The organism is Streptomyces sp. NPDC002851, from assembly GCF_053591935.1.
In genome coordinates, this window is sequence record NZ_JBSFUT010000023.1 from 41,160 (window position 1) to 66,192 (window position 25,033).

A 25,033-nucleotide genomic window follows, 5' to 3' on the forward strand; every position below is an offset into this window, starting at 1 on the left:
CTCTCCTCCAGGCCGTTCTCGCGTCGTCAGTCGTTCGTTGCGCGGATGCCGTCGGTGATCTCGTCGATGACGGAGAGCGGTGGGGCCTGCTCGCCGCGGTCCAGGGCGAAGCGTACGACGAGGAGTTGGCGGTTTCCGGTGGGTGCGCGGAAGGCGAGGGACTGGACGTATCCGCCGGGGCCGTCCGCGGTCGTGACGCTCCAGCGCACGAAGTAGCCGTCGCCGCCCGCGACTTGGACCGGACCGGACGCGAGTTTCTTGTGCGAGACCATGCCGTTGAACGGCCTGCGGCCGATCGCGTCGCGGTCGTACGCCTTGGTGGCGGCCTCGGTGATGTCCTGCTCGGCCACCTTCCGTGGGTTCTCGCCGCCGGAGGCTTCGGCGAGGCGTGAGCTGACGGTGCCGTGGTGGCAGAAGCCGGATGTGCCCGGGCAGTCGTAGGTGGCCTGCGTGGTCATGGTCGGCGCCTTGTCGAGGGCGCGGTCGGCGCGCTCCCAGCCGTCGGGGATGGGCAGGGCGATGCCGTTGAGCTGGTCGACCAGGGTGTTCGGGTCGTCGTCGGGTGGTGAGGTCGGCTCGGTGGGAGTGGTCGCGGTCTCTTCCGGTTCTTCCGGTTCTTCCGGGGTACTGCTCGCGGTGGTGTGCGGCCCGCCCGCGGTGCCCCCGTTGTCGGTGCCGTCTCCTCCGCCGAGGACGACGATTCCGGTGACGATCGAGGCGACGAGCACGGCGGCGGCCGCGGCGAGGGCGACGGCCTTGGCCCGCCCGGAGGGCTCTACCGGGGCCACCGCGCCCGCGCCCACCGGGCCCGCGCCCGCCGCGCCCCGGGTGTGCTCGGTCCAGGCGGACCCGTCCCACCAGCGCTCCACGGCGGGCAGGGACGGGTCCGGGTACCAGCCGGGCGGGGGCGTCATGCTCATGCGCACACCCTAGAACCTCGGGTGAACGGACTGCCTAGACCGGGGTGACGTACGCCCCGGAGATACCGCCGTCGACCAGGAAGTCCGTGGCGTTCACGAACGAGGAGTCGTCGCTGGCGAGGAAGGCGACCGCGGCCGCGATCTCCTCCGCCTCCGCGAACCGGCCGACCGGGATGTGCACCAGGCGGCGCGCGGCGCGCTCCGGGTCCTTGGCGAACAGTTCCTGGAGAAGGGGCGTGTTGACCGGGCCGGGGCAGAGCGCGTTGACGCGGATGCCGTCGCGGGCGAACTGCACGCCCAGCTCGCGGGACATCGCGAGGACGCCGCCCTTGGACGCGGTGTAGGAGATCTGCGAGGTGGCCGCGCCCATGATCGCCACGAAGGACGCGGTGTTGATGATGGAGCCGCGGCCCTGCTCGCGCATGTACGGGATGGCGGCCTTGCAGCAGAGGTAGACCGAGGTGAGGTTGACCTCTTGGACGCGCTTCCAGGCCTCCAGGCCGGTCTCCAGGATGGAGTCGTCGTCGGGCGGCGAGATCCCGGCGTTGTTGAAGGCCACGTCGACCGAGCCGTACGTGTCGTACGCCGTCTTGAAGAGCGCCTCGACCTGCTCGGCGTCCGTGACGTCGACCTGCACGTAGGTGCCGCCGACCGCTTCGGCGGCCTGCTTGCCCGCGGTCTCGTCGATGTCCGCGCACACGACGTTCGCGCCCTCGGAGGCCAGGCGGCGGGCGGTGGCAAGGCCGATGCCGCTGCCCGCTCCGGTGATGACGGCGGTACGTCCGACGAGGCGGCGGCAGATGCTGTCTTCGGTCACGCTCAGTTCTCCTCGGTGCTGATGAACACGTTCTTGGTTTCCGTGAAGGCGTGCAGGGCGTCGGGGCCCAGCTCGCGGCCCAGGCCGGACTGTTTGTAGCCGCCGAAGGGGGTCCAATAGCGCACGCTGGAGTGCGAGTTGACGGAAAGGTTGCCCGCCTCGATCCCGGCGGAGACGCGCAGGGCGCGGCCGACGTCCCGGGTCCAGATGGAGCCGGAGAGGCCGTACGGGGTGGCGTTCGCGAGGCGGACGGCGTCCTGTTCGTCGCGGAACGGAAGCAGCACGGCGACCGGGCCGAAGATCTCCTCCACGGCGGCGGGGGCGTCGGGCGCCTGGCCGGTCAGGACGGTCGGCGGGAACCAGAAGCCCGGCCCCTCGGGCGCGCTGCCGCGGATGCCCGGTGCGTCATCGGGCACGAACTCCCTTACCCGCGCGCGCTGTTCGGCCGAGATCAGCGGCCCCATCCGGGTCTTCTCGTCCGCCGGATCGCCCACGACGACCGCGCGCACCGCCTCGGCGAGCAGCTCCGCGTACTGCTCGTACACCGACTCCTGGACGAGGATCCGGGTGCGGGCGCAGCAGTCCTGTCCGGCGTTGTCGAGGAACGCGAACGGGTCGGCGGCGGCCTTCAGGTCGGCGTCGGCGAAGACGACGTTGGGGCTCTTGCCGCCGAGCTCCAGGGTGACGGGCTTGACCTGGGCGGCGCAGCGCTGCATGACCTCGCGGCCGGTGCGCGTGGAGCCGGTGAAGACGACCTTCGCGACGTCGGGGTGGTCGACGAGGGCGCGGCCCGCGACGTTCCCGTGCCCGGGCAGGACCTGGAACAGGCCCTCGGGAAGGCCCGCCGCCAGGGCGAGTTCGGCGAGCCGGAGCGCGGTGAGCGGGGTGGTCTCGGCGGGTTTGAGGACGACGGCGTTGCCCGCGGCCAGGGCCGGGGCGAAGCCCCAGGCGGCGATGGGCATGGGGAAATTCCAGGGGGCGATCACGCCGACCACGCCGAGCGGTTCGCGGAGGGTGACGTTCCAGCCGCCGGGTACGGGGATCTGCGCGCCGCCCAGGCGCTCGACGCCCCCGGCGGCGTACAGCAGCAGATCCCGTACGTTGCCGGCCTCCCAGCGGGCGTTGCCGATGAGGTGTCCGGCCTCGCGGACCTCCAACCGGGCGAGTTCTTCGAGGTGTTGGTCGACCGTGTCGGCGAAGCGGCGCAGGAGGCGGGCGCGGTCGGCGGGGGCAGTGGCCGCCCAGCGGCTCTGGGCGCGTGCGGCGCGTACGACAGCGGTGTCGATGTCTTCGGCCGTGGCGGCGGGGACGGTGGCGACGACGTCCTCGGTCGCCGGGTTCAGAACCTTCAGATCGTGCGGCAACGGTTCCTCACATGCGTTCGAAGGAGCGGCGCAGCTCCCAGTCGGTCACCGCGGCGTCGAACGCTTCGAGTTCGATCCGCGCCATGTTGCGGTAGTGCGCGACCACCTCGGCGCCGAAGGCGGCCTTGGCGATGGGGCTGTTCTCCCAGAGCTCGGCGGCCTCGCGCAGGGTGGTGGGGACGTGCTCGAAGTCGGCGGTGTACGCGTTGCCCGGGCAGGCCTCGGGGAGTTCGAGCTGCTGCTCGATGCCGTACAGGCCCGCGGCCACGAGCCCGGCGACCGCCAGGTGCGGGTTGACGTCACCGCCGGGCAGCCGGTTCTCGAAGCGCATGGAGCGGCCGTGGCCGACGGTGCGCAGCGCGCAGGTGCGGTTGTCGTGGCCCCAGGCGACGGCGGTGGGCGCGAAGGAGCCGGGCTGGAACCGCTTGTACGAGTTGATGTTGGGGGCGTAGAGCAGGGAGAAGTCGCGGAGGGCGGCGAGCTGTCCGGCGAGGAAGTGCCGCATCACCGGGGACATGGTGTGCGGGTCCCCGGGGTCGGCCATGGCGTTGGAGCCGTCCTCCAGGGAGCCGAGCGAGAGGTGGATGTGGCAGGAGTTGCCCTCGCGCTCGTTGTACTTCGCCATGAAGGTGAGCGAGCAGCCCTCCTGGGCGGCGATCTCCTTGGCGCCGGTCTTGTAGATGGCGTGCTGGTCGCAGGTGACCAGGGCCTCGTCGTAGCGGAAGGCGATCTCGTGCTGGCCGGGGTTGCACTCGCCCTTCGCGGACTCGACGGTCAGTCCCGCGCCCGCCATCTCGTTGCGGATCCGGCGAAGCAGCGGCTCGACGCGGCCGGTGCCGAGCACGGAGTAGTCGACGTTGTACTGGTTCACCGGGGTCAGGCCGCGGTAGTCGGCGTCCCAGGCCTGCTCGTAGGTGTCCTTGAAGACGATGAACTCGAGCTCGGTGCCGACCTGGGCGGTGTAGCCGAGCTCGGCGAGCCGGTCGAGCTGGCGGCGCAGGATCTGCCGGGGCGCGGCGACCACGGGCGAGCCGTCCTCCCAGGCGAGGTCGGCGATGAGCATGGCCGTGCCCTCGTTCCAGGGGACGCGGCGCAGCGTGGCCAGGTCGGGGCGCATGGCGAAGTCGCCGTAGCCCCGCTCCCAGCTGGACATCTCGTAGCCGTCGACGGTGTTCATCTCGGCGTCGACGGCGAGCAGGTAGTTGCAGCCCTCGGTGCCGTGTTCCAGGACCTCGTCGAGGAAGAAGCGGGCGGCGAACCGCTTACCCTGCAGCCGCCCCTGCATATCGGGGAAGGCGAGGACGACGGTATCGATCTCGCCGCTCGCGACGAGGGTGCGCAGCTCCTCGACGGTGAGCGGGGGTGTGCGGTCTGCCACGGGGTCCTCCTTGGGCGGTCCAGAGGCATAAGGTATTCGCACAGACCTTTTCTTGTGAAGGGGATCGCGGCATGACGACGGTGGAGAACTCCGGTCGGCTCACTCAGGTGCTCCGGCCGGTGCGGGCGGGCAACGGTTTCGAGGAGGCCCTGGAGCAGATCCTCCAGGTCGTACGGCTCGGCCTGATCCCGGCGGGCGACCGGCTGCCCGCGGAGCGGGAGTTGGCGGAGCTGCTCGGGGTCAGTCGGGTGACGCTGCGCGAGGTCCTGCGGGTCCTTCAGGACCAGGGCCTGGTGGAGTCGCGGCGCGGCCGGTACGGCGGGACCTTCGTGCGCGCAAGGCCCGAGGGCGCGGGCGGCGAGCAGGAGCTGCGGCGCCGGGTCGCGGACGTCGACGTGGAGGACGTGCTGCGCTTCCGCGAGGTCCTGGAGACCGGCGCGGCCCAGCTCTGCGCGACCCAGGGCCTCACCGACGAGCAGGAGGAACGGCTGCTCGCGGCGCTCGCGGCGACCCAGGACGCGCCACTCGTGGAGTACCGCCGCCTGGACACGCTGTTCCACCTGACGCTCGCCGAGCTCTCCGGCTCACCGACCCTGACCACGCAGTACGCGGCCGTCCGCGCCACCGTCAACGACCTGCTCGACTGCATCCCGCTCCTTGTACGCAACCTGGAGCACTCGCAGCAGCAGCACGCCGTGCTCGTCGAGGCGGTCCTGGGCGGCGACGCGGACCGGGCGCGCGAGGCGATGCGCGAGCACTGCGCGGGGACGGCGGCGCTGTTGCGGGGCTTCCTGTCGTAACCCCGGTTCCTGTCGTGGCCGTACCCCGGTCCTGCTCGTGGCCGTACCCCGGTCTTGTCGTGGCCGTAACCCGAAAGTAACGCACGGGTCTTGCGCGGGGCGCGATCGCACCGCAAAGGTATGAAGCCGATCCATTGCACGGCCCGGCACCGTCTCCAGAACCTCCAGGCCCCATCCCCGGACCCCCGGTGCCGACGTCCCACGACCCTTCGGCCCAGACGCGGGAGCCCTGCCATGACCTCAACACGGACCGAGTCCGGCAACGTTCCACCACCCGGCGAGCCCGGCGACGACTACCTCAAGCGCCGGGCCCTGAAGCGCGGCAGCGCCGGCTGGCTGCTGCTCACCGGGCTCGGCGTCGCCTATGTCGTCTCCGGCGACTTCTCCGGCTGGAACATCGGCCTCGACAAGGGCGGATTCGGCGGCCTCGCCATCGCGACGCTCCTGATGGGCACGATGTACGCCTGTCTGGTCTTCGCCCTGGCCGAGCTGTCCGCCATCCTGCCCACGGCGGGCGGCGGCTACGGCTTCGCGCGCCGGGCGCTCGGGACCTGGGGCGGCTTTCTGACCGGCACCGCGATCCTGATCGAGTACATCCTGGCCCCGGCCGCGATCTCCATCTTCATCGGTGACTACGTCGAGTCGCTCAACCTCTTCGGCCTCACCTCCGGCTGGCCGGTGTACCTGGTCTGCTTCGCGCTGTTCATCGGCATCCACCTGTGGGGCGTCGGCGAGGCGCTGCGGTTCAGCCTGATCGTCACGGCCGTCGCGGTGGCCGCGCTGCTGATCTTCGCGGTCGGTGCGTTCACCGAGTTCAGCGCGGACGGGCTGCGGGACATCCCGGTCGACAAGGACGCGCTCGGCGCCAACTCCTGGCTGCCGATGGGCCTGTTGGGCATCTGGGCGGCGTTCCCGTTCGGCATGTGGTTCTTCCTCGGCGTGGAGGGCGTACCGCTCGCCGCCGAGGAGGCCAAGGATCCGGTACGGGCGATGCCGCGGGCCCTGTCGACCGCGATGGGCATCCTGGTCCTGCTCGCCCTCATCACGTTCTTCGCCGCGACCGGCGCGCACGGCTCCAACGCGATCAGGGAGGCGGGCAACCCGCTGGTCATCGCGCTCCAGGGCCCGGACGGCGCCCCGACCCCGCTGAGCCGCTTCGTGAACTACGCGGGCCTGGCGGGCCTGGTGGCCTCCTTCTTCTCCCTGATCTACGCGGGCTCACGCCAGCTCTTCGCCCTGTCCCGCGCGGGCTACCTCCCCCGCTTCCTCTCCCTCACCAGCCGCCGCAAGGCCCCGTACCTCGGTCTGCTGATCCCGGGCGCGATCGGCTTCTCGCTCGCCGCGGCGACCGGTGACGGCGGCCGGATGCTGAACATGGCGGTCTTCGGCGCCACGATCTCGTACGCGATGATGGCCCTGTCCCACATGGTCCTGCGCCGCCGCGAGCCGAACCTGCACCGCCCCTACCGCACGCCGGGCGGCATCGTCACGTCGTCGGTGGCGTTCGTGCTCGCGCTCTCGGCGCTGGTGGCGACGTTCCTGGTCGACCAGACGGCGGCCTGGATCGCGCTGATCGTGTACGCCATCGCCCTCGCGTACTTCGCGTTCTACAGCCGCCACCGGCTGGTCGCGAACGCCCCGGAGGAGGAATTCGCGGCGCTCGCGGCGGCGGAGGCGGAGCTGGAAAGGTCATGATGGGCGCTATGAGCGGTGCGAGCGGTACGAGCGGTGTGAGCGGTACGAGCGGTGTGAGCGGTACGAGCGGTGTGAGCGGTACGAGCGGTGTGAGCGGTACGAGCGGTGTGAGCGGTACGGGGATGAGTACGGGTAGGAGTCCGGGCGCGGCTGGACCGCTGATCGGAGTCACCACCTACCTCTCGGACGCGAGTTGGGGCGTCTGGGAGCAGGAGGCGGCGCTGCTGCCCTCCGCGTACCCGCGCCTGGTGCAGGCCGCGGGCGGCCTCGCCGCGATGCTGCCGCCCGACGACCCGGAGCGGGCGGCGGCCACGGTGGCCCGGCTCGACGGGCTTGTGATCGCGGGCGGCCCCGACGTCGCCCCGGAGTGCTACGGCGCCGCACGGGACCCGCGCACCGGCCCGCCCACTCCGGAGCGCGACGCCTGGGAACTCGCCCTGATCGACGCGGCGTTGACCTCCGGCACCCCCCTGCTCGGCATCTGCCGCGGCATGCAACTCCTCAACGTGGCCCGCGGCGGCACGCTGCTCCAGCACATGGACGGCCACACCAAGGACGTCGGCGTCTTCGGCGACCACGCGGTCCGCCCGGTGCCCGGGACCCGGTACGCCGCAATCGTCCCGGCCGAGGACACGGTGCCGACGTACCACCACCAGGCGGTGGACCAGCTCGGCGACGGCCTGGTGATCTCGGCGTACGCGGACGACGGGACCGTGGAGGCGGTCGAACTGCCGGGGGACGGTTGGGTGTTGGGGGTGCAGTGGCATCCGGAGATGGGGACGGATCTGCGGGTGATGCGGGCGCTGGTGGCGGCAGCAGATTCTTAGCCCGCCCGGCGTTTGAGGACGAGCGCGCTCAGCGCGATAAAGGGGGTCTGGGGGCGAAGCCCCCCAGTTTTGGGAAGGGGCGGGGCTGGGGAGAACGCCCGCCGCAGGCGCCCCGGCCCGCCACCCGAGCCCCCGCCCGCCCCACACCCGCTAGCCCGCACCCCGCCGCGTAAGCCCCAACAGATCCCGAGCCGGACCCGCCGGACGGCTCCCCCGTGGCCACACCGCCCGCAGGTCGCGGGCCAAGGCCACCCCCTCCACGGCCACCCGCACCAACCGTTGTCCCGCCAGCTCCTCCCCCACCGCCAGCTCACTGAGCACCGCGGGCCCCGCCCCGCTCACCGCCGCCGCCTTCACCGCCGTCGTGGAGGCGAGCTCCAGCAACGGCTCCGCAAGACCCCCGTGCCCCGCGAGCGCCGCGTCCAGGACCTGACGGGTGCCCGAACCCCGTTCGCGCAGGATCAGCGGGGTCGCCGCCAGCTCCGCAGGGCCCACCGGCGCGCGGCGTCGCGCCCACGCGTGCCCCGGCCCCACCACGACCACCAGGTGGTCCCGCGCCACCACCGTCCCGCCAAGACCGCTCGGCGCCGTGAGCCCCTCCACGAACCCGAGGTCGGCCTCGCCCGCGCGGAGCCGCTCCGCGACCGCCGCGGAGTTCCCGGCGACCAGCGACACCGCCGTGTCGGGCCGCTCCTGACGCAGCGCGATCAGCCAGCCCGGCAGCAGATACTCGGCGATGGTCATCGAGGCCGCGACCCTGAGCCGCGAGTCCCGCCGGTCCCGCAACGCCTGCGCACCCACGTCGAACGCCTCGGCCGCCTCCACGATCCGCCGGGCCCAGTCCGTCACCAGGGCCCCGGCGTCGGTGAGCCGGGAGCCGCGCGGCGACCGGTCCACGAGCGCGACGCCGAGTTGCCGCTCCATCGCCCGGATCCGGCTGCTCGCCGCGGGCTGCGAGATGCCAAGGTCGCGCGCCGCCCGGCCCAGGCTGCCGAGCCGCGCCACGGCGAGCAGCAGCTGGAGCGCACCGAGGTCGGGCACCCGGTGGGCAAGCCGCCCACCGTTCCCGGCATCCGCCGTCGCACCGGAACTCGTCACCGTCACCTCACCCATAACTCCAGCTTATGCCCTCATAGAAACATCACCTCTGGCGAGGCCCCGACCCGCACGGGACCCTCGCCCCATGGCCAGTCCCGCGCACCCACACGCGCCCGCCCCCACAAGCACCAGCGGCACCCGCACCGCCGCCACCCGCAGCCGCAGCACCACCCCCCGGGCCCACGCCGCACTGCGGCACCTCGGCCCCAACTGGTACGCGGCCGTGATGGGTACCGCGATCGTGGCCTCCGCCGGAGCCGGGCTGCCGGTGCCGGTACCCCGGGCGGCGGCCGTCGCCGTGTGGGCGCTCTCCGCGCTCGCGCTCGCCGTACTGCTCGCCGCCCGCGCCGGGCACTGGCTGCGCCACCGCGACCAGGCCCGCGCACACCTCGATGACCCGGCGATCGCCCCGTTCTACGGCTGCCTGTCGATGGCGCTGCTCGCGGTCGGCGGTGCCACACTCCTCGTCGGCCGGGACGTCATCGGGGAGCGCGCGGCCGTGGCCGTGGACGCGGTGCTGTTCACCGCGGGCACCGTCGTCGGCCTCGCCGCCGCGGCCGCGATCCCGTACCTCATGGTGACCCGCCACAAGGTGGCCCCGGGAACCGCAACTCCCGTATGGCTGCTTCCCGTTGTGGCCCCGATGGTCACCGCGGCGCAGGGCCCGCTGCTGCTTCCGTACCTGCCGGAGGGCCAGTGGCGCGAGGCGATGCTGCTCGGCAGCTACGCCATGTTCGGGCTCTCGCTGCTCGCCACCCTGGTGATGCTGCCGCTGATCTTCGGCCGCCTGGTGGTGCACGGCCCGCTGCCGCTCGCGCTCACCCCGACGCTGTTCCTGGTCCTCGGCCCGCTCGGCCAGTCGACCACCGCCGTGAACGCCCTCGCCGACGTCGCCCCGCAGGCCATCTCCCCGTCCTACGCGGACGCGTTCGGCGCCTTCGCCGTGGTGTACGGCGTGCCGGTGATGGGCTTCGCGCTGCTGTGGCTGGCGTTCGCCGTGGCGCTGCTCATCCGTGCCGCCCGCAACGGCATGGGGTTCGCGATGACCTGGTGGGGGCTCACCTTCCCGGTCGGCACCTGTGTCACCGGCGCCGCGGGGCTCGCCCGGCACACGGGTCTGGGCGCGTACGGATGGCTCGCGACCGGGTTGTACGTCCTGCTCGTGGCGGCCTGGGCGATGGCGGCGACCCGCACCCTCCACGGCCTGACCACCGGCCGCCTCCTGGCTCCGGCCCAGGCCCAGGTCCCGGCTCCGGCCCAGGCCCAGGCCCAGGTCCCGGCCGCCACTGCGACCCGAGCTTGAACCGCTACCCCGGCCCCAGCCCCGGCCCCACCCGCACCTGCTCCCACAGGACCTCCCGCGCCCGCGCCAACGACGGCCCGTACCAGGTGAGATGACGTCCGTCGGCCAACGCCGCGGGCAGTCCCGGGAACGCCTCGGGCCCGTCGTCCGCCGTGAAACGGTACGGCTCGTCGGGCAGCACCACGAGCTCCGCGCCACAGGCCCGCAGCTCCTCAAGGGGGACTCGCGGATAGCGGTCACCGTGGCCCGCGTACACGTTCGTCACGCCGAGCCGGGCCAGCAGATCGCCCGCGAAGGTGTCCCGGCCGAGCACCATCCACGGCCGCCGCCAGATCGGCACCACGGCCCGCACCTCTGCCCCTGACGAGGCCGACGCACCCCACGCCTCCGCCGCCTCGTCCAGCCACTCGGGCCGAGCAAGGCGGCACCCTCGTACGAGAACGCGCTCGAGCTCACGTAGCGCCGACGGCAGGTCGCGGATCTCCGTGACCAGGACGTCCGTACCCGCGGCGCGCAGCGCGGCCAGGTCGGGCGCGCGGTTCTCCTCCTCGTTGGCGAGCACCAGATCCGGGGCGAGCGACAGGACGCGGGCGACGTCCGGGTTCTTGGTGCCGCCGACGCGTACGGCGCCTCGCGCGTCCAGGTCCGCCGGGTGGGTGCACCAGTCGGTGACGCCGACCAGGAGGTCCGGCGCGGTCGCCGCGACCGCCTCCGTGAGCGACGGCACCAGAGAGACGACTCTCACCGGACGCTCACTCCGGCTCGGCCTTGATGTGCTCCGGGACCCCGACGAGCAGAAGCCGCGTGTCCGGCACGGCCGCCCGCCACCGGTGCCGTACGCCGCCCGACAGGAACAGCGAATCGCCGCGCGCGAGCCGGTAGGCGCGGCCCTCCGCCTCGACCTCGACGGCGCCCTCGGCGACGTACATCAACGCGTCGTTACGGTGCTGGATCTCGCCTCCCGCGTCGTGGTCGCCGCTGAACTCCGAGGCGTACAGCTGGTGTTGACCGCCCACCAGGCGGCGGATGTCCGGCTCGTCCGTGGGCCGCTCGATGTGCGGCGCGCGGGCCACCTCGACGGTGCGCTCGGCGTCGGCGGCGGAGAGCAGCGCCACGGCCGTGGTGTCGAGCGCGTCCGCCACCCGTTCGAGGGAGGTGCGGCTCGGCCGGGCCCGCTCGTTCTCGACCTGGCTGAGGAACGGCACGGAGAGGCCGCTGCGCCCCGCGACGGTGGCGAGCGTGAGGCTCAGCGCCCGGCGGCGGCGCCGGATCGCTACCCCTACGCGGACGGATTCCTTGTCGTCCATGCTCCGGCCCCCCTCAGTCGTACGTCCCGAACGGTGCGCGCCGTATTTCCGGCTGGTTCTCTGCACCCTACGCAAGGCGCGGCGACCACGCCCTGTCAACCACTCTCCCGCTGGACGTGCCCGTTCCGGCCACCCGCCGAACCTCCGCCGCTAGCGTGCGGCTTGTGCCGACGTCTTCCTCGCGGCTGTCAGCCGTCGGCCCCCGGTCGGCGGCCTCCTCCTCGTGGCCCTTGCCGCGCTTCTTGATCTCGTTCTCCAGGCTCGACAGCTCGTCCTCGCGCTGGGCTCAATGCCGTCTGTGAGCTTTGCCCATCGGGCGACGGGGCCACTGTCAGTCCGACGGGGCCACTGTCAGTGGGGTGCGGCATGATGCCCGGTGTGACGCAGCAGACCCAGCAGCAGCCGCACCAGCAGCCCCGGCGGACCATGCTCCTCGACACCGCCTCGCTCTACTTCCGCGCCTACTTCGGCGTCCCGGAATCCGTGAAGGCCCCGGACGGCACCCCGGTCAACGCCGTGCGCGGGCTGCTCGAATTCATCACCCGACTCGTCCTCGACCACCACCCGGACGACCTGGTGGCCTGCATGGACGCCGACTGGCGCCCGCACTGGCGGGTCGAGCTGATCCCCTCGTACAAGGCGCACCGCGTGGCCGAAGAGGCCGCGGACGACACCGGCGACCCGGACGTGGAAGAGATCCCGGACACGCTCTCGCCGCAGGTCCCGATCATCGAGGCGGTGCTCGACGCCTTCGGCATCGCCCGCGTCGGCGTTCCGGGCTACGAGGCGGACGACGTGATCGGCACGCTCACCGCCCGCGCCACGGGCCCGGTCGACATCGTCACCGGCGACCGCGACCTGTATCAGCTCGTCGACGACCGGCGCGGCATCCGCGTCCTGTACCCGCTCAAGGGCGTGGGCACCCTTCAGCTCACCGACGAGGCGCTGCTGCGCGAGAAGTACGCGGTGGACGGCCCCGGGTACGCGGACCTGGCCCTGCTGCGCGGCGACCCCAGCGACGGCCTGCCCGGCGTCCCGGGCATCGGCGAGAAGACCGCCGCGAAGCTGCTCGCGCAGTACGGCGACCTGGCCGGAATCATGGCCGCCGTCGACGACCCGACGTCCAGGCTCACCCCGGCGCAGCGCAAGCGCCTCGACGAGGCCCGTGCCTATGTGGCGGTGGCCCCGAAGGTGGTCCGGGTCGCCACCGACGTCCCGGTCCCGGACCTCGCCCCGGCCCTGCCCCGCGAACCGGCCGACCCCGCGGCGCTGGAGGCGCTGGCGCAGCGATGGGGCCTGGGCGGCGCGGTGACGCGCCTGAGGAACATCCTCGCCGCCTGACCGGAACCGGCCGCCTGACTGCAACCGGCCATCTGACCGGATTCGGCCATCCCGGCGACGTAACTCGAACCACGGGGCCACCCACAGAATCAAGGTGTTAACTTAGGCTTACCTAAGAAGACCAACGGTCTGGGGAGGCCCCGTGGCAGCACGTCCCGCACGCAAAGCTCCGCAAGCCCACCTCGCCGAGGTGGTGCGGACCGAGCGGATCACCCCGCACATGCAGCGCGTCACGTTCGGTGGCCCGGGCCTCGGCAGCTTCACCGCGGGCGACTGCACCGACCACTACATCAAGCTGCTCTTCCCACCCGAGGGCGTGACCTACCCCGAGCCCTTCGACATCCAGCAGATCCGCGCCGAGCTCCCCCGCGACCAGTGGCCCGCCACGCGTACGTACACCGTGCGCAGCTGGAACCCCGAACTCCGGGAGCTGGACGTCGACTTCGTCATCCACGGCGACTCCGGCCTGGCCGGACCGTGGGCGGCCCGCGTGCAGCCGGGCGAGCGGATCCGCTTCCTCGGCCCCGGCGGCGGCTACGCCCCGGCCCCCGACGCGGACCGCCATCTCCTCGCCGGTGACGAGAGCGCCCTGCCCGCCATCTCCGCCGCCCTCGAACGCATGCCGCAGGGCGCCCCGGTGCACGCCCTCGTCGAGATCGAGGGCCCCGCAGAGGAGCAGCCGGTCAGCGCCCCCGACGGCACCGCCATCACCTGGCTGCACCGCGCGGGCCGCCCCCGCGGCGAGGCCCTTATCCAGGCCGTACGCGCCCTGAACCTCGGCTCGGACGACGTCCACTGCTTCGTACACGGCGAGGCGGGCGCGGTGAAGGAGCTCCGCCGCCACCTCCGCGTCGAGCTCTCCCTGCCCCGCGAGCGCCTCTCCATCTCCGGCTACTGGCGCCTCGGCCACAACGAGGACGGCTGGCAGTCCTCGAAGCGCGAGTGGAACGCGCAGGTGGAGGCGGAACAGGAGCCGACGCCCCTGGCCACGGCGTCCTGAACCCCGCTCTCCGGGGCTGTGCCGCTCCGTAAGCTTGTTCCCGTGCCCCGACGCAAGCCCCGCACCCCGCCCGCGCCGCTGCCGCAACGCCGCGGCATCGACCCGGTGCGCCTGCGGCTCCCGGCCGGTGGGGCCTGGGCGACGGTGCGGGACCACCTCGTGGAACGGCTCCCCGTGGGCCCGGACCTCGTCGACGCCATGCTGCGAGCGGGCGAATTCGTCACCGCGGGCGGCCCGTTGGCGCCGGATACCCCCTACGTGGACGGCGCTTTCGTGTGGTTCCACCGCCCCCTCGCCCCCGAGGCCCCGGTCCCGTTCCCGATCGAGGTACTGCACCGCGACGAGCGGATCCTGATCGCCGACAAGCCGCACTTCCTCGCCACCACGCCACGCGGCAGCCACATCACGGAGACCGCCCTGGCCCGGCTCCGCCACGACCTCGGCCTGCCCGAGCTCACGCCCGCGCACCGGCTCGACCGGCTGACCGCGGGCCTGGTGATGTTCACGCTCCGCCCGCAGGACCGCGGCGCGTACCAGCGGCTCTTCAGCGAGCAGCGGGTCCGCAAGGAGTACGAGGCCGTGGCGGCGTACGACCGTGAACTCGCCCTGCCCCGCACCGTACGCAGCCGGATGGAGAAGGACCGCGGGGTGATCGCCGCGTACGAGCTGCCGGGCGAGCCCAACAGCGAGAGCCGCGTCGAGCTCCTCGGCCACAAGCGGCAGGACGGCCACGCCCTGGCCCGCTACCGCCTGCTCCCCCGCACCGGCCGCACCCACCAGCTCCGGGTGCACATGAACTCCCTGGGCGTGCCGATCCTCGGCGACCCCGTCTACCCGCAGGTCACCGACCCGGCACCGGACGACTTCTCCCGCCCGCTCCAACTCCTCGCCCGCACCCTGGAGTTCACCGACCCGGTCACCGGCCACGCCCACCGCTTCGAGAGCCGCCGCACGCTGACGGCGTGGACGGCGTACGACGCCTGGGCGGGGCACCGCACGCCGACCCGCTGACGACCGGCCGGGGCGCTCAGCCCACCGACGAGTAAGCCACCACACCCCGCAGCAACGCGTCCACGGCCCGGCGCGCGTTCTTCGCGACCGTGCTGCCCTCCGTCGGGGCCGCCGCCGCGATCTGGCCGAGTACGTCGATGACCTGCTTGCACCAGCGCACGAAGTCACCGGCGGGCATCTCCGCCTCGCGCAGCACCTCGTCGAGGTTCTTGTCCGAGGCCCACATGTACGCCGCCCAGGCGAAGCCGAGGTCGGGCTCGCGCTGGCCCACGCCCTCCGCCTGGTTGATCCGGAAGTCCTCCTCCAGGGCGTCCAGGCGGCCCCAGATCCGCACCATCTCGCCGAGCGCCGCCTTCGCCTTGCCGGAGGGCAGCTTGGGCGCGAGCGCGTCGTCCGCGACCCGGGCCTCGTACACCAACGCCGAGACGCAGGCGGCGAGTTCGGCCGGGTTCAGGCCTTCCCACACCCCGTCCCGCAGGCATTCACTCGCCAGCAGGTCGAGCTCGCCGTAGAGCCGCCCTAGGCGGCGGCCGTGCTCGGTGACCTCGTCGCCGCGCAGATAGTCCAGCTCGGTGAGGAGCTTGACGATCCGGTCGAAGGTGCGCGCGATCGTGTTCGTACGCCCCTCGATGCGCCGCTCCAGCTGCTTGGTGTCGCGCGCCAGGCGGTGGTAGCGCTCGGCCCAGCGGGCGTGGTCCTCGCGCTCGTCGCAGCCGTGGCAGGGGTGGGCGCGGATCGCGGCGCGCAGCCGCGCGATCTCGCGGTCGTCGGCCGCTTCGGAACGGCCCCGCTTGTGCTTCTCCGGGCGGACGTGCCCGGCCTTGGTGCGCAGCGCGGAGGCCAGGTCGCGGCGGGACTGCGGGGAGCGGGCGTTGAACGACTTGGGGATGCGCATCCGGTCGAGGGCCTCCACCGGAACGGGGAAGTCCATCGAGGCGAGCCGCTTGACCTGCCGCTCGGCGGTGAGCACCAGGGGCCGCGGCCCGTCGGCGTGCTCGAAGCCGCGGTGGCCGTTGGACCGCCCGGCGGGGAGCCCGGGGTCGAGGACGAGCGCGAGGCCCGCGAACTTGCCGGTCGGCACGTGGATGATGTCACCGGGCTTGAGCTTCTCCAGGGCCGCGGCCGCGGCGGCGCGGCGCTGGGCGGCGCCCTGCCGGGCGAGCTCGGTCTCGCGGTCCTTGAGCTCGCGGCGCAGCCGCGCGTACTCGTCGAAGTCGCCCAAGTGGCAGGTCATGGAGGTCTTGTAGCCCTCAAGACCCTCCTCGTTGCGCTGCACCTGGCGGGAGATGCCGACGACCGAGCGGTCCGCCTGGAACTGCGCGAAGGACGTCTCGAGCAGCTCGCGCGAGCGGTGCCGGCCGAACTGGTGGGCGAGGTTCACGGCCATGTTGTACGACGGCTTGAAGCTGGAGCGCAGCGGATACGTCCGGGTCCCGGCGAGGCCCGCGAGGTGCTCGGGGTTCATGCCGCGCTGCCAGAGCACCACGGCGTGGCCCTCGATGTCGATGCCGCGGCGGCCCGCGCGGCCGGTGAGCTGGGTGTACTCACCCGGGGTGATGTCGGCGTGCTGCTCGCCGTTCCACTTGACCAGCTTCTCCAACACCACCGATCGGGCGGGCATGTTGATGCCCAGGGCGAGGGTCTCGGTGGCGAACACGGCCTTCACCAGGCCCTTGACGAACAGCTCCTCGACGACCTCCTTGAAGGTCGGCAGCATGCCCGCGTGGTGCGCGGCGATGCCCCGCTCCAGGGCCTCGAGCCACTCGAAGTAGCCGAGGACGTGCAGGTCTTCGTCGGGGATGGAGGCGGTGCGCTCCTCGACGATCTCGCGGACGCGGCGGCGGCCCTCCTCGTCGTTCAGCCGGAGTCCCGCGTACAGGCACTGCTGGACGGCGGCCTCGCAGGCGGCGCGGCTGAAGATGAAGGTGATGGCGGGCAGCAGCCCTTCGGAGTCGAGGCGCTCGATCACCTCGGGCCGTCCGGGCGTCCAGATCCGGGAGCGGGAGCGGCGCTCGCGCTCCCGGTCGGCCTCGCGCAGGTTCCGGCCGCGGCGGCGGTCGCGGGAGTTGTACGTGGGCCGGCTGGCCTCCATGCGGGCCATCCGGGTCAGATCGGGGTTGACGGCCCGCTTGCCGGATTCCTTGGACTCCTCGAAGAGGTCGTACATCCGGCGCCCGGCGAGCACGTGCTGGAACAGCGGCACGGGCCGGTGCTCGGCAACGATGACCTCGGTGTCGCCACGGACGGTGTCGAGCCAGTCACCGAACTCCTCGGCGTTGGACACGGTCGCCGAGAGCGAGATCAGCGTCACCGACTCCGGCAGGTGAATGATCACTTCCTCCCAGACGGCGCCACGGAAGCGGTCGGAGAGGTAGTGCACCTCGTCCATCACGACATGGCCGAGGCCGAGCAGCGACTGCGAGCCGGAGTACAGCATGTTCCGCAGCACCTCGGTGGTCATCACCACGATCGGGGCTTCGGAGTTGATGCTGTTGTCACCGGTGAGCAGGCCGACCTTGTCGGGGCCGTAACGCCGGGTGAGATCCGTGTACTTCTGGTTGGAGAGCGCCTTGATCGGCGTGGTGTAGAAGCACTTCTTGCCCTGCCGCAGGGCGAGGTGGACGGCGAATTCGCCGACGATGGTCTTGCCGGAGCCGGTGGGGGCGGCGACGAGCACACCCTTACCGGCTTCCAGCGCCTGACACGCTTCGATCTGGAACGGGTCGAGACCGAAGTCGTACATCTCGCGGAAGGATGCGAGTGCGGTGGCCTGCTCGGCAGCCCGCTTGCGCGCTGCCGCGTACCGCTCGGCCGGGGAGAGATCCTCTGTCATCTTGCTCTCGAGCCTACCGGGCACCACTGACAGCGGCGCGACCTTTTGTTGACCGGGGCAAACACTTGGTGATCTCCCGGTCACTGCCTGCAGTTATGCGCTCAGGTCACGTCGTCGAAGCCGTTGGTACGCCGCCCGCCGCCGTCACCGCGGTCCTCATCGGAGCTCGCCTGCTCGGGCAGCGCCCGCGACGGTGCGACCGGCTCGATGGCGCCTACGGACTCCGGCGTGAGGTCGAGCTCGGAGGCCTCGTCGTCGGAGAGTCCGGCGTCGGGGTTGTTGCGCTCCCGGCGGCGGTCGTTCAGGACGCAGATGCCGAGGGCGAGGAAGTAGAGCCCGACGATGGGCGCGGCCAGCGTCAGCATCGTCAGCGGGTCGCCCGTCGGCGTCGCGAAAGCGGAGAAGAGCGTGATGCCGAGCACCATGCCCCGCCACCAGCTGGCAAGCCGCTTGGCGGTCAGGACGCCGGTGAAGTTGAGCAGCACGAGCAGCAGCGGCAGCTCGAAGGCGAGCCCGAAGACGATCACCATCCGGGTCACGACGTCGAGGTAGTCGTCGACCTTGTACAGGTTCTGCGCGTCGTCCGGCGTGAAGTCGATCAGGACGTCCGCGGTCCGCGGAAGGATCCAGTACGCCAGGTAGGCACCGCCGAGGAAGAGCGGGACACCGGTGGCTACGAACCAGCGCGCGTACTTCTTCTCGTGCCGGTGCAGGCCGGGCGCCATGAAGCCCCACAGCTGCCAGAGCCAGACCGGGGTCGCCCCGATGACACCCACCATGAGCGAAGCCTTCAGTGCCAGCGTGAACGGCGCCAGCATGCCGTCGACGGTCATGACCGCACACGGCTGGCCGTTCCTGGCCGAACCGACTGCGCCGTCCTGGCAGCCCACCACATCGAGAACCGGCCTGGTCAGGAACCCGATGATGTCCTTGTAGAAGAAGGCGGCGACCACCGTGACCACGAGCACGGCGAGCACCGACTTCATCAGCCGGTTGCGCAGCTCCCGCAAATGCTCCGCGAGGGGCATGCGCCCCTCGGGATCCTTCGGCTCTTTAGTGCGGCGGGCGGACTTGAGCACCCCACGTCCTCGGTTGTCTCAGCTGTGTGACTCAGCGGCGTACGTCGGTGAAAGGCTTCCCTGTGGGCCGGTTCAGGCCTGCTGGTCAGGCCTTCTGGTTCGACTGCGGCTCGTTCACCGGACGCGAGCTCGTCACATCGCCGGGCGCGGCCTGGATCGTGCGCGGGGCGGACTGCTGCTGGGCGGACTGGTCGGTTCCGGCCTCCGGCGCGGCCGACTTGTCGTCGTCCTTCTTCATCGCCTTGGCCTCGCTCTTGAGGATGCGGGCCGACTTGCCGAGCGAACGCGCCATGTCGGGAAGCTTCTTGGCGCCGAAGAGCAGCAGGATAACGGCGATGATCAGAACGATCTCGAGGGGCTTCAGATTGCCGATCATGTGCTACTTCCTTCTCACTGAGGCAGTCGGGGCGGTGCGCCAGTCTGGTCGAACCGGCCGGACCTCTGTCCGACCACTCCACTGGTTGGGATCGTAACCCGCAGGGGTAAACGAGGGGCAATCCCTGTGCGTACTCCCGGTTGCAGCCCGCGCCTGGTTCCACGGGCCACTTCAGCAGCGTACCCGCCACGTTCTCCGAACATGAGCACGCGTCGCGACTTTGCGAGTTTCGAGGCGGACGCGAGGTCCACGCGTCAGGCTTGATCCGCCGCCGTGCCCGCCGCGCGGGCCACATCGGCGGTGGCCCGCTCCAGGTCCTGCGCCGCCCGGTTGATCTGTCGTGCGGCGTGGGCCACTTGGGCGCCGAGCCGCCGCACCTCGAGGAAGACGCGTACCGCGAGCACCCCGAGCACGGCGATCCCGCAGAACCCCAGGGCGATCGCGATCATGGGCCAGACCATGCGGGCCAGCCTAAACGGTGGAGTGCAGCCGGAGCGTCCGCACCCCGCCGCCGGTCAGGAGCTCGACGATCCGCTCACCGGCCGGCTTGCGCACGGCGACGCCGCACTCGGGGCAGGTGAACGAGTAGAACGTGGTGCGCCGACTGGCCCCGATGGCCAACCGCAGCGCCCCGGCGGAGAGTTCGAAGCGCGCCCGGCAGTCGGGGCAGGCGGCCTTGAAGAGCACGGGGACCGACCGGCGGGTCAGCTCAGACCTATCAGGTGCATCAGATACGTCAGATACACCAGGCGCATCGGACATATTGGGCATAACCGACATACTCAAGCTCCCTGCTCCTGCCCGTCGTTACTGACCCCGTGCGCTCCCCCGTCACCGGTCCGGTCGATCGTCGTGTCGGTCGTGTGCGTGTCGGTCGTGTGCGTCGTGCCGGTCGCGTCAGTGGTGTCGTACGCCGCGAGCGCCGCCCGCGCCGTGTCCCGCGCGCTCTGCGCGAGGTCCGCCGGGGACACGATCCGCCCGTCCGGGCCGAGGCGCAGCGCGAGCCGCCGCAGCGAGGCCGGGTCCGGGGTGCGCAACGTGATCCGCAGGCCGCCGTCGGGCAGCTCATCGGCGCGGTCGTGCGGGTAGTACTCGGCGACCCAGCGCCCGGCCGGGCCGACCTCCACGACCACCTCGGGGTCGTCCGCGGACGGCTGCACCAAGCCCTCGGACAGGTCCCGCAGCTCCAGCTCGGGCGGCGCCGCCGGAGCATCCAGAAGCCGGATCTCGGCGACCCGGTCCAGGCGGAAGGTGCGCCGCGCCTCCGAGCGGTAGCACCAGGCCTCCATATACGTATGGCCGAGAGCGAACAGACGGATCGGGTCCACCTCGCGCTCGGTCACCTCGTCCCGCGCCGGTGAGTAGTAGCGCAGCCACAGTCGGCGCCGCTCCGAGATCGCCCGGTCGACCTCGGCGAACACCCCGCCTTCGGACTCGAAGGTCACCGAGAGCCGGGCACTGGCCCCGGCCGTCTCCCCGGCCGCGGCCTCCAGCTTCGCGGTGGCGCGAAGCAGCGCCTGCCGGTCGGACTCGCGCAGGCCCGGCAGCGTCGCCACCGCCCGCGCGGCCACGAGCAGCGCCGTCGCCTCGTCGGCGGCGAGCCGCAGCGGAGCCGCCGCCTCCGCCGACAGGGCGGCCGGGTTGTGCCACCAGATCCGCTCACCGTCGGTGTCGATGTCGAGCAGATCACCGCCGCGGAAGCTGGTCCCGCACAGCGGCAGTACGTCAAGGTCGGAGATCAGCTCGTCCTCGGTGATCCCGAAGGCCCGGGCCACATCCGCGACCCGGGCGCCGGGGCGCTCGCGCAGATAGGTCACCAGGGACAGCATCCGGCGGGTCTGGTCGATCGCGTTCGCGGCCATGATCTGTTACGTCTCCCCCTCAGCCCTTGGCCACGGCGCGCAGCCGGTCCACGACATCCGCCCGCAGCTCGGCCGGTTCGAGCACCACCACATCCGGCCCGAACTCCACCAGCCAGGCGTCCATCCCGTGCCCGTACGGGATCTCCACCTCGTCCCAGCCGCCGCCCGCGTCCCGTACCGCCGTGGCCTTGGCGCGCAGCGGATAGCCCGCCCCGGCGCGCAGCCGAAGCAGCGCCGAACGGTCCGCGATCTCCCCCGCCCAGCTCGCCACGGTCTCCCGCACGGTCACCACGTCCGGCACCTCCGCGGTGTACTTCCCGGCCCGCGACTTGACCCGCCCGGTGATCCGGGAGAGGCGGAACACCCGCTCCGCCCCGCGGTCCCGGTCCCAGCCCGCCAGATACCAGTGCCCGCGCCAGCACTCCAAGGCCCACGGCTCCACATGCCGGGTCTCGGGCCGGGCGGCCGTGGCCTTGCGGTAGTCGAAGACGACCGGACGGCGGTCCCGGCATGCCAGCATCAGCGGCTCGAACGCCGCCTCATGCACCGGAATCCGCGGCTCCAGGGCGCTGTGCCGCTCATACGGATCCACATCCTCGGGCAGCCCGGCCGCCCGCAGCTTCTGCAGCGCGCCGCTCGCCGCCCCGGCCAGGCGGGCCTGCTGCCACACCTTCGCCGCGAGACCGAGCGCGGCGGCCTCCTCGGCGTCCAGCGTCACCGGCGGAAGCCGGTTGCTGTCCCGGCGGGCCAGATAGCCGGTCTCACCCTCCAGGTTCTCCACCGTCTCGATGACAAGGCCGAGTTCACGCAGATCGTCCTTGTCGCGCTCGAACATCCGGTTGAAGGAGTCGTCGGAGCCCGCTTCCAGATAGGCCTCCACAGAGGCCCGCAGCTCCCGCTTCGTCAGCGGGCGACGCGTCCCGAGCAGACACAGCGCCAGATTCATCAGCCGCTCCGCCTTGGCAATCGCCATCGACGCCCTCGCCACCCTCCCGGAAGTGCTGCGCTACGACGGTCGACCGTACCGCCCCGGGGTGTCGGGGCAAAAGCCGAGGGCCCATGCCAGGAGGCATGGACCCTCGGACCGTGCGGCGCCCTCGGCGGCTCGTGGATCAGCCGACCTGGACCAGGTCGCAGACGAAGATCAGCGTCTCGCCCGGCTTGATCACATTGCCCGCGCCGCGGTCGCCGTACGCCAGGTGCGGCGGAATGATCAGCTGGCGGCGGCCGCCGACCTTCATGCCCTGCACACCCTGGTCCCAGCCCGGGATGACCTGGCCGACACCCAGCTGGAAGTCGAGCGTCCGGCCACGGTTCCAGCTGGCGTCGAACTCCTCACCGGTGGAGAAGGCCACGCCCACGTAATGCATCCGGATCGGGTCACCAGCCTTGGCCTCCGGCCCGTCGCCCTCCCAGAGATCCTTGATCTCCAGGTCCGCCGGGGGCTCCCCGCCGGGGAAGTCGACCTCGGGCTTGTCCTGGTTCTTCACGTAAATCGCTCCAGCTTCCGCTACTTGTGCTGCCCCGTGCATGCGGGCAACCGGGACAGTCTTGCATCCCCGCTCCCCGTACCCGACCTCACATCTTGGCGAGGATGTCCACCGTGAAGACCAGCGTCGAGTTCTTCGGGATGCCCTGCTGCTCCTGCTCGCCGAACGCGAACTTCGGCGGCGCCACGATCAGGACCCGGCTGCCGACCTTCTTGCCCGTCAGACCGTCCTTGAGGCCCTTCAACGTCATGTCCTTGAGCGGGAAGTTCGCCGTCTTGCCCACGTCATAGGTGCTGTCGAACTTCTTGCCGTCCTTCCACAGCGACGCCACATAGTTGACCACCACCGTGTCGGTGCCGCCGACCTTCTCCCCGTCGCCCTCGATCACATAGTTCGAGACCAGGTCCTTGGGCGGGTCGGACTCCGGGATGTCCACCGACGGGGCCTTGCCATCGGTGTTCACGCCGACCTTCGGCAGGTCGACGTTGTCCTGGGCGACTTCCTTGCCCTTCGCGGACTTCAGGATCGACGTCGACTTCAGAATGTCCACGACGAACACCAGCGTGGCATTCGGCTTGATCTCGCCCTGCCCCTTGTCCCCGTACGCCAGGTTCGGCGGAATGGCGATCTCCACCCGGCTGCCGACCTTCTGGCCCTCAAGACCCTGCTCCCAGCCCTTGATGACCTCACCCGCACCCAGCGTCAGGTCGAACGGCTGCTTGCGGTCGTAGCTGTTGTCGAAGGGCTTGTCCGAATCCCACTGCTGCCCCAGGTAGTTGACCTGGACCGCATCACCCTTCTTGGTCTTCTCGCCCTTCCCCTCACTGATGACCGTGGTCTTCAGCTCCTTGGGCGGATCACCCTTGCCCTTCGCCAGCGTGGGCTTCTCCCCGTACTTGGCGCCCTTGGTGATCGCGGGCAGCCCGTTCTTACTGACTGAATCGGAGTCGGAGCCCTTGTCGTCGCCACAGGCCGCTGTCGACAACAGCAGCAACGGCACGACGAGCAGGCCGGCAAGTCGGCGCACGTGTTCCTCAGATCTCTGAAGGCTCGATCGGTCCCGCGACACTCTAAGCCGTGCGAAGGGCCCCGCACGAGAAACGTACGGGGCCCGCGTCGCGTTCCGCATCGCCACCCGCAGGCCGACGAGCAGAAGAGACAGATCACATTCCGGCGATGAGCTTCTCCACCCGATCATCCACCGACCGGAACGGGTCCTTGCACAACACCGTCCGCTGCGCCTGATCGTTCAGCTTCAGATGCACCCAGTCCACCGTGAAATCCCGGCGCTGCTCCTGAGCACGGCGGATGAAGTCACCGCGCAGCCGGGCCCGGGTCGTCTGCGGGGGCACCGACTTGCCCTCGAAGATCTTCAGGTCATTACAGACCCGCGCCGCCTGCCCCTTCTTCTCCAAGAGGTAGTACAGGCCACGCCGACGGTGGATGTCGTGGTACGCGAGGTCTATCTGGGCGACCCGCGGATGCGACATGGTCATGTTGTGCTTGGCGCGGTACCGCTCGATGAGCTTGTACTTCATGACCCAGTCGATCTCGGTGTCGATCCGGTCCAGATCCTCCTCCTCGATCGCGTCAAGGGACCGGCCCCACAGCTCGAGCACCCGCTCCACCGTGCCGGTACGGATACCGCGGCGCTCCACGAAGTCCACGGCCTTCTCGTAGTACTCGCGCTGCACCTCGAGCGCCGAAGCCTCCCGGCCACTGGCCAGGCGCACCTTGCGGCGGCCCGTGGTGTCATGGCTGACCTCGCGGATCGCCCGGATCGGGTTCTCCAGAGTGAGGTCCCGCATCACCGTGCCCGCCTCGATCATGCGGAGCACCAGATCCGTGGCGCCGACCTTCAGAAGCATCGTCGTCTCGGACATGTTCGAGTCGCCGACGATCACGTGCAGCCGCCGGTACCGCTCCGCGTCCGCGTGCGGCTCATCCCTCGTATTGATGATCGGCCGGGAACGCGTGGTCGCCGAGCTGACGCCCTCCCAGATGTGCTCCGCGCGCTGGCTCACGCAGTACACCGCACCACGCGGCGTCTGCAGCACCTTCCCGGCACCACACAGCAGCTGCCGCGTGACCAGAAACGGAATCAGAATGTCCGCAAGCCGCGAGAACTCCCCATGCCGGGCCACCAGATAGTTCTCATGGCAGCCGTAGGAGTTGCCCGCCGAATCGGTGTTGTTCTTGAACAGATAGACGTCGCCCGCGATCCCCTCCTCGTGCAAACGACGTTCGGCGTCGACCAGCAGGCCCTCGAGAATGCGCTCCCCCGCCTTGTCGTGCGTGACCAGCTCGGTCACGTTGTCACACTCTGGAGTTGCGTATTCCGGATGTGACCCGACGTCAAGGTAGAGGCGGGCGCCGTTCCGCAGGAACACATTGCTGCTGCGGCCCCATGACACGACACGGCGGAAGAGGTAGCGCGCCACTTCGTCAGGCGACAGACGGCGCTGTCCCCTGAACGTGCACGTGACGCCGTACTCGTTCTCCAGCCCGAAAATGCGGCGGTCCATGACTGAA

At 71.2% G+C, this 25,033-nt stretch carries 24 protein-coding genes; 7 read left to right on the forward strand and 17 right to left on the reverse strand.

The annotated features are described in order from the left end of the window. Positions 1 to 26: 26 nt before the first annotated feature. From ACWD10_RS23615 to ACWD10_RS23630, 4 genes are read right to left on the reverse strand one after another with little or no spacing between them, the layout of a single operon-like run. On the reverse strand, positions 27 to 920 hold the full coding sequence (locus ACWD10_RS23615) for a DUF2510 domain-containing protein (RefSeq protein ID WP_451094084.1): 894 nt from the start codon (positions 918 to 920) through the stop codon (positions 27 to 29). 34 nt (positions 921 to 954) lie between these two features. Continuing rightward, the gene (locus ACWD10_RS23620; RefSeq protein ID WP_451094086.1) at positions 955 to 1,737 is read right to left on the reverse strand and encodes a 3-oxoacyl-ACP reductase; all 783 of its coding nucleotides are present in this window, start codon (positions 1,735 to 1,737) and stop codon (positions 955 to 957) included. Positions 1,738 to 1,739: 2 nt separating this feature from the next. After that, on the reverse strand, positions 1,740 to 3,101 hold the full coding sequence (locus ACWD10_RS23625; protein WP_451094088.1) for an aldehyde dehydrogenase family protein: 1,362 nt from the start codon (positions 3,099 to 3,101) through the stop codon (positions 1,740 to 1,742). Between the two features lie 7 nt (positions 3,102 to 3,108). Then, entirely contained in the window at positions 3,109 to 4,479 is a 1,371-nt protein-coding gene (locus ACWD10_RS23630) for a glutamine synthetase family protein (RefSeq protein ID WP_451094090.1), read from the reverse strand. A 71-nt stretch (positions 4,480 to 4,550) separates the two neighbouring features. Here ACWD10_RS23630 and ACWD10_RS23635 point away from each other — a divergent pair, with 71 nt between their 5' ends. The 3 genes from ACWD10_RS23635 (at position 4,551) to ACWD10_RS23645 (ending at position 7,801) form a co-directional block, all read left to right on the forward strand. Beyond that, the gene (locus ACWD10_RS23635) at positions 4,551 to 5,279 is read left to right on the forward strand and encodes a FadR/GntR family transcriptional regulator (protein ID WP_451094092.1); all 729 of its coding nucleotides are present in this window, start codon (positions 4,551 to 4,553) and stop codon (positions 5,277 to 5,279) included. 234 nt (positions 5,280 to 5,513) lie between these two features. Then, the gene (gene eat / locus ACWD10_RS23640) at positions 5,514 to 6,974 is read left to right on the forward strand and encodes an ethanolamine permease (RefSeq protein WP_451094094.1); all 1,461 of its coding nucleotides are present in this window, start codon (positions 5,514 to 5,516) and stop codon (positions 6,972 to 6,974) included. Positions 6,975 to 7,096: 122 nt separating this feature from the next. After that, positions 7,097 to 7,801: a gamma-glutamyl-gamma-aminobutyrate hydrolase family protein gene (locus ACWD10_RS23645; RefSeq protein WP_451094243.1), complete on the forward strand. Its 705-nt coding sequence runs from the start codon at positions 7,097 to 7,099 to the stop codon at positions 7,799 to 7,801. Positions 7,802 to 7,951: 150 nt separating this feature from the next. Here ACWD10_RS23645 and ACWD10_RS23650 read toward each other — a convergent pair whose 3' ends face one another. Further along, entirely contained in the window at positions 7,952 to 8,914 is a 963-nt protein-coding gene (locus ACWD10_RS23650; RefSeq protein ID WP_451094096.1) for a LysR family transcriptional regulator, read from the reverse strand. A 70-nt stretch (positions 8,915 to 8,984) separates the two neighbouring features. On the opposite strand from ACWD10_RS23650, the gene ACWD10_RS23655 reads away from it, so the two are divergent. Then, the gene (locus ACWD10_RS23655; protein ID WP_451094098.1) at positions 8,985 to 10,202 is read left to right on the forward strand and encodes a TDT family transporter; all 1,218 of its coding nucleotides are present in this window, start codon (positions 8,985 to 8,987) and stop codon (positions 10,200 to 10,202) included. 4 nt (positions 10,203 to 10,206) lie between these two features. On the opposite strand, the gene ACWD10_RS23660 is transcribed toward ACWD10_RS23655, so the two are convergent. Beyond that, positions 10,207 to 10,947 (reverse strand): helical backbone metal receptor, encoded by a 741-nt coding sequence (locus tag ACWD10_RS23660; protein WP_451094100.1) that lies wholly within the window; start codon positions 10,945 to 10,947, stop codon positions 10,207 to 10,209. A gap of 7 nt (positions 10,948 to 10,954) precedes the next feature. Continuing rightward, on the reverse strand, positions 10,955 to 11,509 hold the full coding sequence (locus ACWD10_RS23665) for a helix-turn-helix domain-containing protein (protein ID WP_451094102.1): 555 nt from the start codon (positions 11,507 to 11,509) through the stop codon (positions 10,955 to 10,957). Between the two features lie 369 nt (positions 11,510 to 11,878). Between ACWD10_RS23665 and ACWD10_RS23670 the strand changes: the two genes are divergently transcribed. The 3 genes from ACWD10_RS23670 (at position 11,879) to ACWD10_RS23680 (ending at position 14,861) form a co-directional block, all read left to right on the forward strand. Continuing rightward, positions 11,879 to 12,850 carry a 5'-3' exonuclease gene (locus ACWD10_RS23670; protein WP_451094245.1) on the forward strand — a complete coding sequence of 324 codons (972 nt, stop codon included), beginning with the start codon at positions 11,879 to 11,881 and terminating at the stop codon, positions 12,848 to 12,850. Between the two features lie 142 nt (positions 12,851 to 12,992). Next, on the forward strand, positions 12,993 to 13,850 hold the full coding sequence (locus ACWD10_RS23675) for a siderophore-interacting protein (RefSeq protein WP_451094104.1): 858 nt from the start codon (positions 12,993 to 12,995) through the stop codon (positions 13,848 to 13,850). A gap of 42 nt (positions 13,851 to 13,892) precedes the next feature. Continuing rightward, complete coding sequence (locus ACWD10_RS23680; protein WP_451094106.1) at positions 13,893 to 14,861, forward strand: pseudouridine synthase; 969 nt, start codon at positions 13,893 to 13,895, stop codon at positions 14,859 to 14,861. A gap of 16 nt (positions 14,862 to 14,877) precedes the next feature. On the opposite strand, the gene ACWD10_RS23685 is transcribed toward ACWD10_RS23680, so the two are convergent. The 10 genes from ACWD10_RS23685 to pafA all read right to left on the reverse strand — a co-directional run bounded on the left by ACWD10_RS23685 (position 14,878) and on the right by pafA (position 25,026). Next, positions 14,878 to 17,694, reverse strand: coding sequence for a DEAD/DEAH box helicase (locus ACWD10_RS23685; RefSeq protein WP_451094108.1), 2,817 nt, complete (start codon positions 17,692 to 17,694; stop codon positions 14,878 to 14,880). Between the two features lie 101 nt (positions 17,695 to 17,795). Continuing rightward, the gene (tatC, locus tag ACWD10_RS23690) at positions 17,796 to 18,773 is read right to left on the reverse strand and encodes a twin-arginine translocase subunit TatC (protein ID WP_451094110.1); all 978 of its coding nucleotides are present in this window, start codon (positions 18,771 to 18,773) and stop codon (positions 17,796 to 17,798) included. Positions 18,774 to 18,858: 85 nt separating this feature from the next. Beyond that, positions 18,859 to 19,149, reverse strand: coding sequence for a Sec-independent protein translocase subunit TatA (gene tatA / locus ACWD10_RS23695; protein ID WP_451094112.1), 291 nt, complete (start codon positions 19,147 to 19,149; stop codon positions 18,859 to 18,861). A 254-nt stretch (positions 19,150 to 19,403) separates the two neighbouring features. Beyond that, entirely contained in the window at positions 19,404 to 19,610 is a 207-nt protein-coding gene (locus tag ACWD10_RS23700; protein ID WP_451094114.1) for a hypothetical protein, read from the reverse strand. Positions 19,611 to 19,620: 10 nt separating this feature from the next. Beyond that, the gene (locus ACWD10_RS23705) at positions 19,621 to 19,911 is read right to left on the reverse strand and encodes a hypothetical protein (RefSeq protein ID WP_451094247.1); all 291 of its coding nucleotides are present in this window, start codon (positions 19,909 to 19,911) and stop codon (positions 19,621 to 19,623) included. A gap of 20 nt (positions 19,912 to 19,931) precedes the next feature. Beyond that, on the reverse strand, positions 19,932 to 21,011 hold the full coding sequence (locus ACWD10_RS23710; RefSeq protein WP_451094116.1) for a helix-turn-helix transcriptional regulator: 1,080 nt from the start codon (positions 21,009 to 21,011) through the stop codon (positions 19,932 to 19,934). A gap of 19 nt (positions 21,012 to 21,030) precedes the next feature. Then, positions 21,031 to 21,984: a helix-turn-helix transcriptional regulator gene (locus ACWD10_RS23715; RefSeq protein ID WP_451094118.1), complete on the reverse strand. Its 954-nt coding sequence runs from the start codon at positions 21,982 to 21,984 to the stop codon at positions 21,031 to 21,033. Between the two features lie 139 nt (positions 21,985 to 22,123). After that, the gene (locus ACWD10_RS23720) at positions 22,124 to 22,501 is read right to left on the reverse strand and encodes an FKBP-type peptidyl-prolyl cis-trans isomerase (RefSeq protein ID WP_451094120.1); all 378 of its coding nucleotides are present in this window, start codon (positions 22,499 to 22,501) and stop codon (positions 22,124 to 22,126) included. Between the two features lie 88 nt (positions 22,502 to 22,589). Then, positions 22,590 to 23,528, reverse strand: coding sequence for an FKBP-type peptidyl-prolyl cis-trans isomerase (locus tag ACWD10_RS23725; protein WP_451094122.1), 939 nt, complete (start codon positions 23,526 to 23,528; stop codon positions 22,590 to 22,592). 136 nt (positions 23,529 to 23,664) lie between these two features. Continuing rightward, positions 23,665 to 25,026, reverse strand: coding sequence for a Pup--protein ligase (gene pafA / locus ACWD10_RS23730; protein ID WP_451094124.1), 1,362 nt, complete (start codon positions 25,024 to 25,026; stop codon positions 23,665 to 23,667). Positions 25,027 to 25,033 lie beyond the last annotated feature (7 nt).

Bases quoted from the DNA above. Each gene is read 5' to 3' on its own strand.
- eat (WP_451094094.1), top strand. From the start codon at position 5,514: ATGACCTCAACACGGACCGAGTCCGGCAACGTTCCACCACCCGGCGAG.
- ACWD10_RS23670 (WP_451094245.1), top strand. From the start codon at position 11,879: ATGCCCGGTGTGACGCAGCAGACCCAGCAGCAGCCGCACCAGCAGCCC.
- ACWD10_RS23635 (WP_451094092.1), top strand. From the start codon at position 4,551: ATGACGACGGTGGAGAACTCCGGTCGGCTCACTCAGGTGCTCCGGCCG.
- ACWD10_RS23655 (WP_451094098.1), top strand. From the start codon at position 8,985: ATGGCCAGTCCCGCGCACCCACACGCGCCCGCCCCCACAAGCACCAGC.
- pafA (WP_451094124.1), bottom strand. From the start codon at position 25,026: ATGGACCGCCGCATTTTCGGGCTGGAGAACGAGTACGGCGTCACGTGC.
- ACWD10_RS23615 (WP_451094084.1), bottom strand. From the start codon at position 920: ATGAGCATGACGCCCCCGCCCGGCTGGTACCCGGACCCGTCCCTGCCC.
- ACWD10_RS23650 (WP_451094096.1), bottom strand. From the start codon at position 8,914: ATGGGTGAGGTGACGGTGACGAGTTCCGGTGCGACGGCGGATGCCGGG.
- ACWD10_RS23685 (WP_451094108.1), bottom strand. From the start codon at position 17,694: ATGACAGAGGATCTCTCCCCGGCCGAGCGGTACGCGGCAGCGCGCAAG.
- ACWD10_RS23700 (WP_451094114.1), bottom strand. From the start codon at position 19,610: ATGGTCTGGCCCATGATCGCGATCGCCCTGGGGTTCTGCGGGATCGCC.
- ACWD10_RS23705 (WP_451094247.1), bottom strand. From the start codon at position 19,911: ATGTCCGATGCGCCTGGTGTATCTGACGTATCTGATGCACCTGATAGG.
- ACWD10_RS23710 (WP_451094116.1), bottom strand. From the start codon at position 21,011: ATGGCCGCGAACGCGATCGACCAGACCCGCCGGATGCTGTCCCTGGTG.
- ACWD10_RS23715 (WP_451094118.1), bottom strand. From the start codon at position 21,984: ATGGCGATTGCCAAGGCGGAGCGGCTGATGAATCTGGCGCTGTGTCTG.
- ACWD10_RS23645 (WP_451094243.1), top strand. From the start codon at position 7,097: ATGAGTACGGGTAGGAGTCCGGGCGCGGCTGGACCGCTGATCGGAGTC.
- tatA (WP_451094112.1), bottom strand. From the start codon at position 19,149: ATGATCGGCAATCTGAAGCCCCTCGAGATCGTTCTGATCATCGCCGTT.
- ACWD10_RS23665 (WP_451094102.1), bottom strand. From the start codon at position 11,509: ATGGACGACAAGGAATCCGTCCGCGTAGGGGTAGCGATCCGGCGCCGC.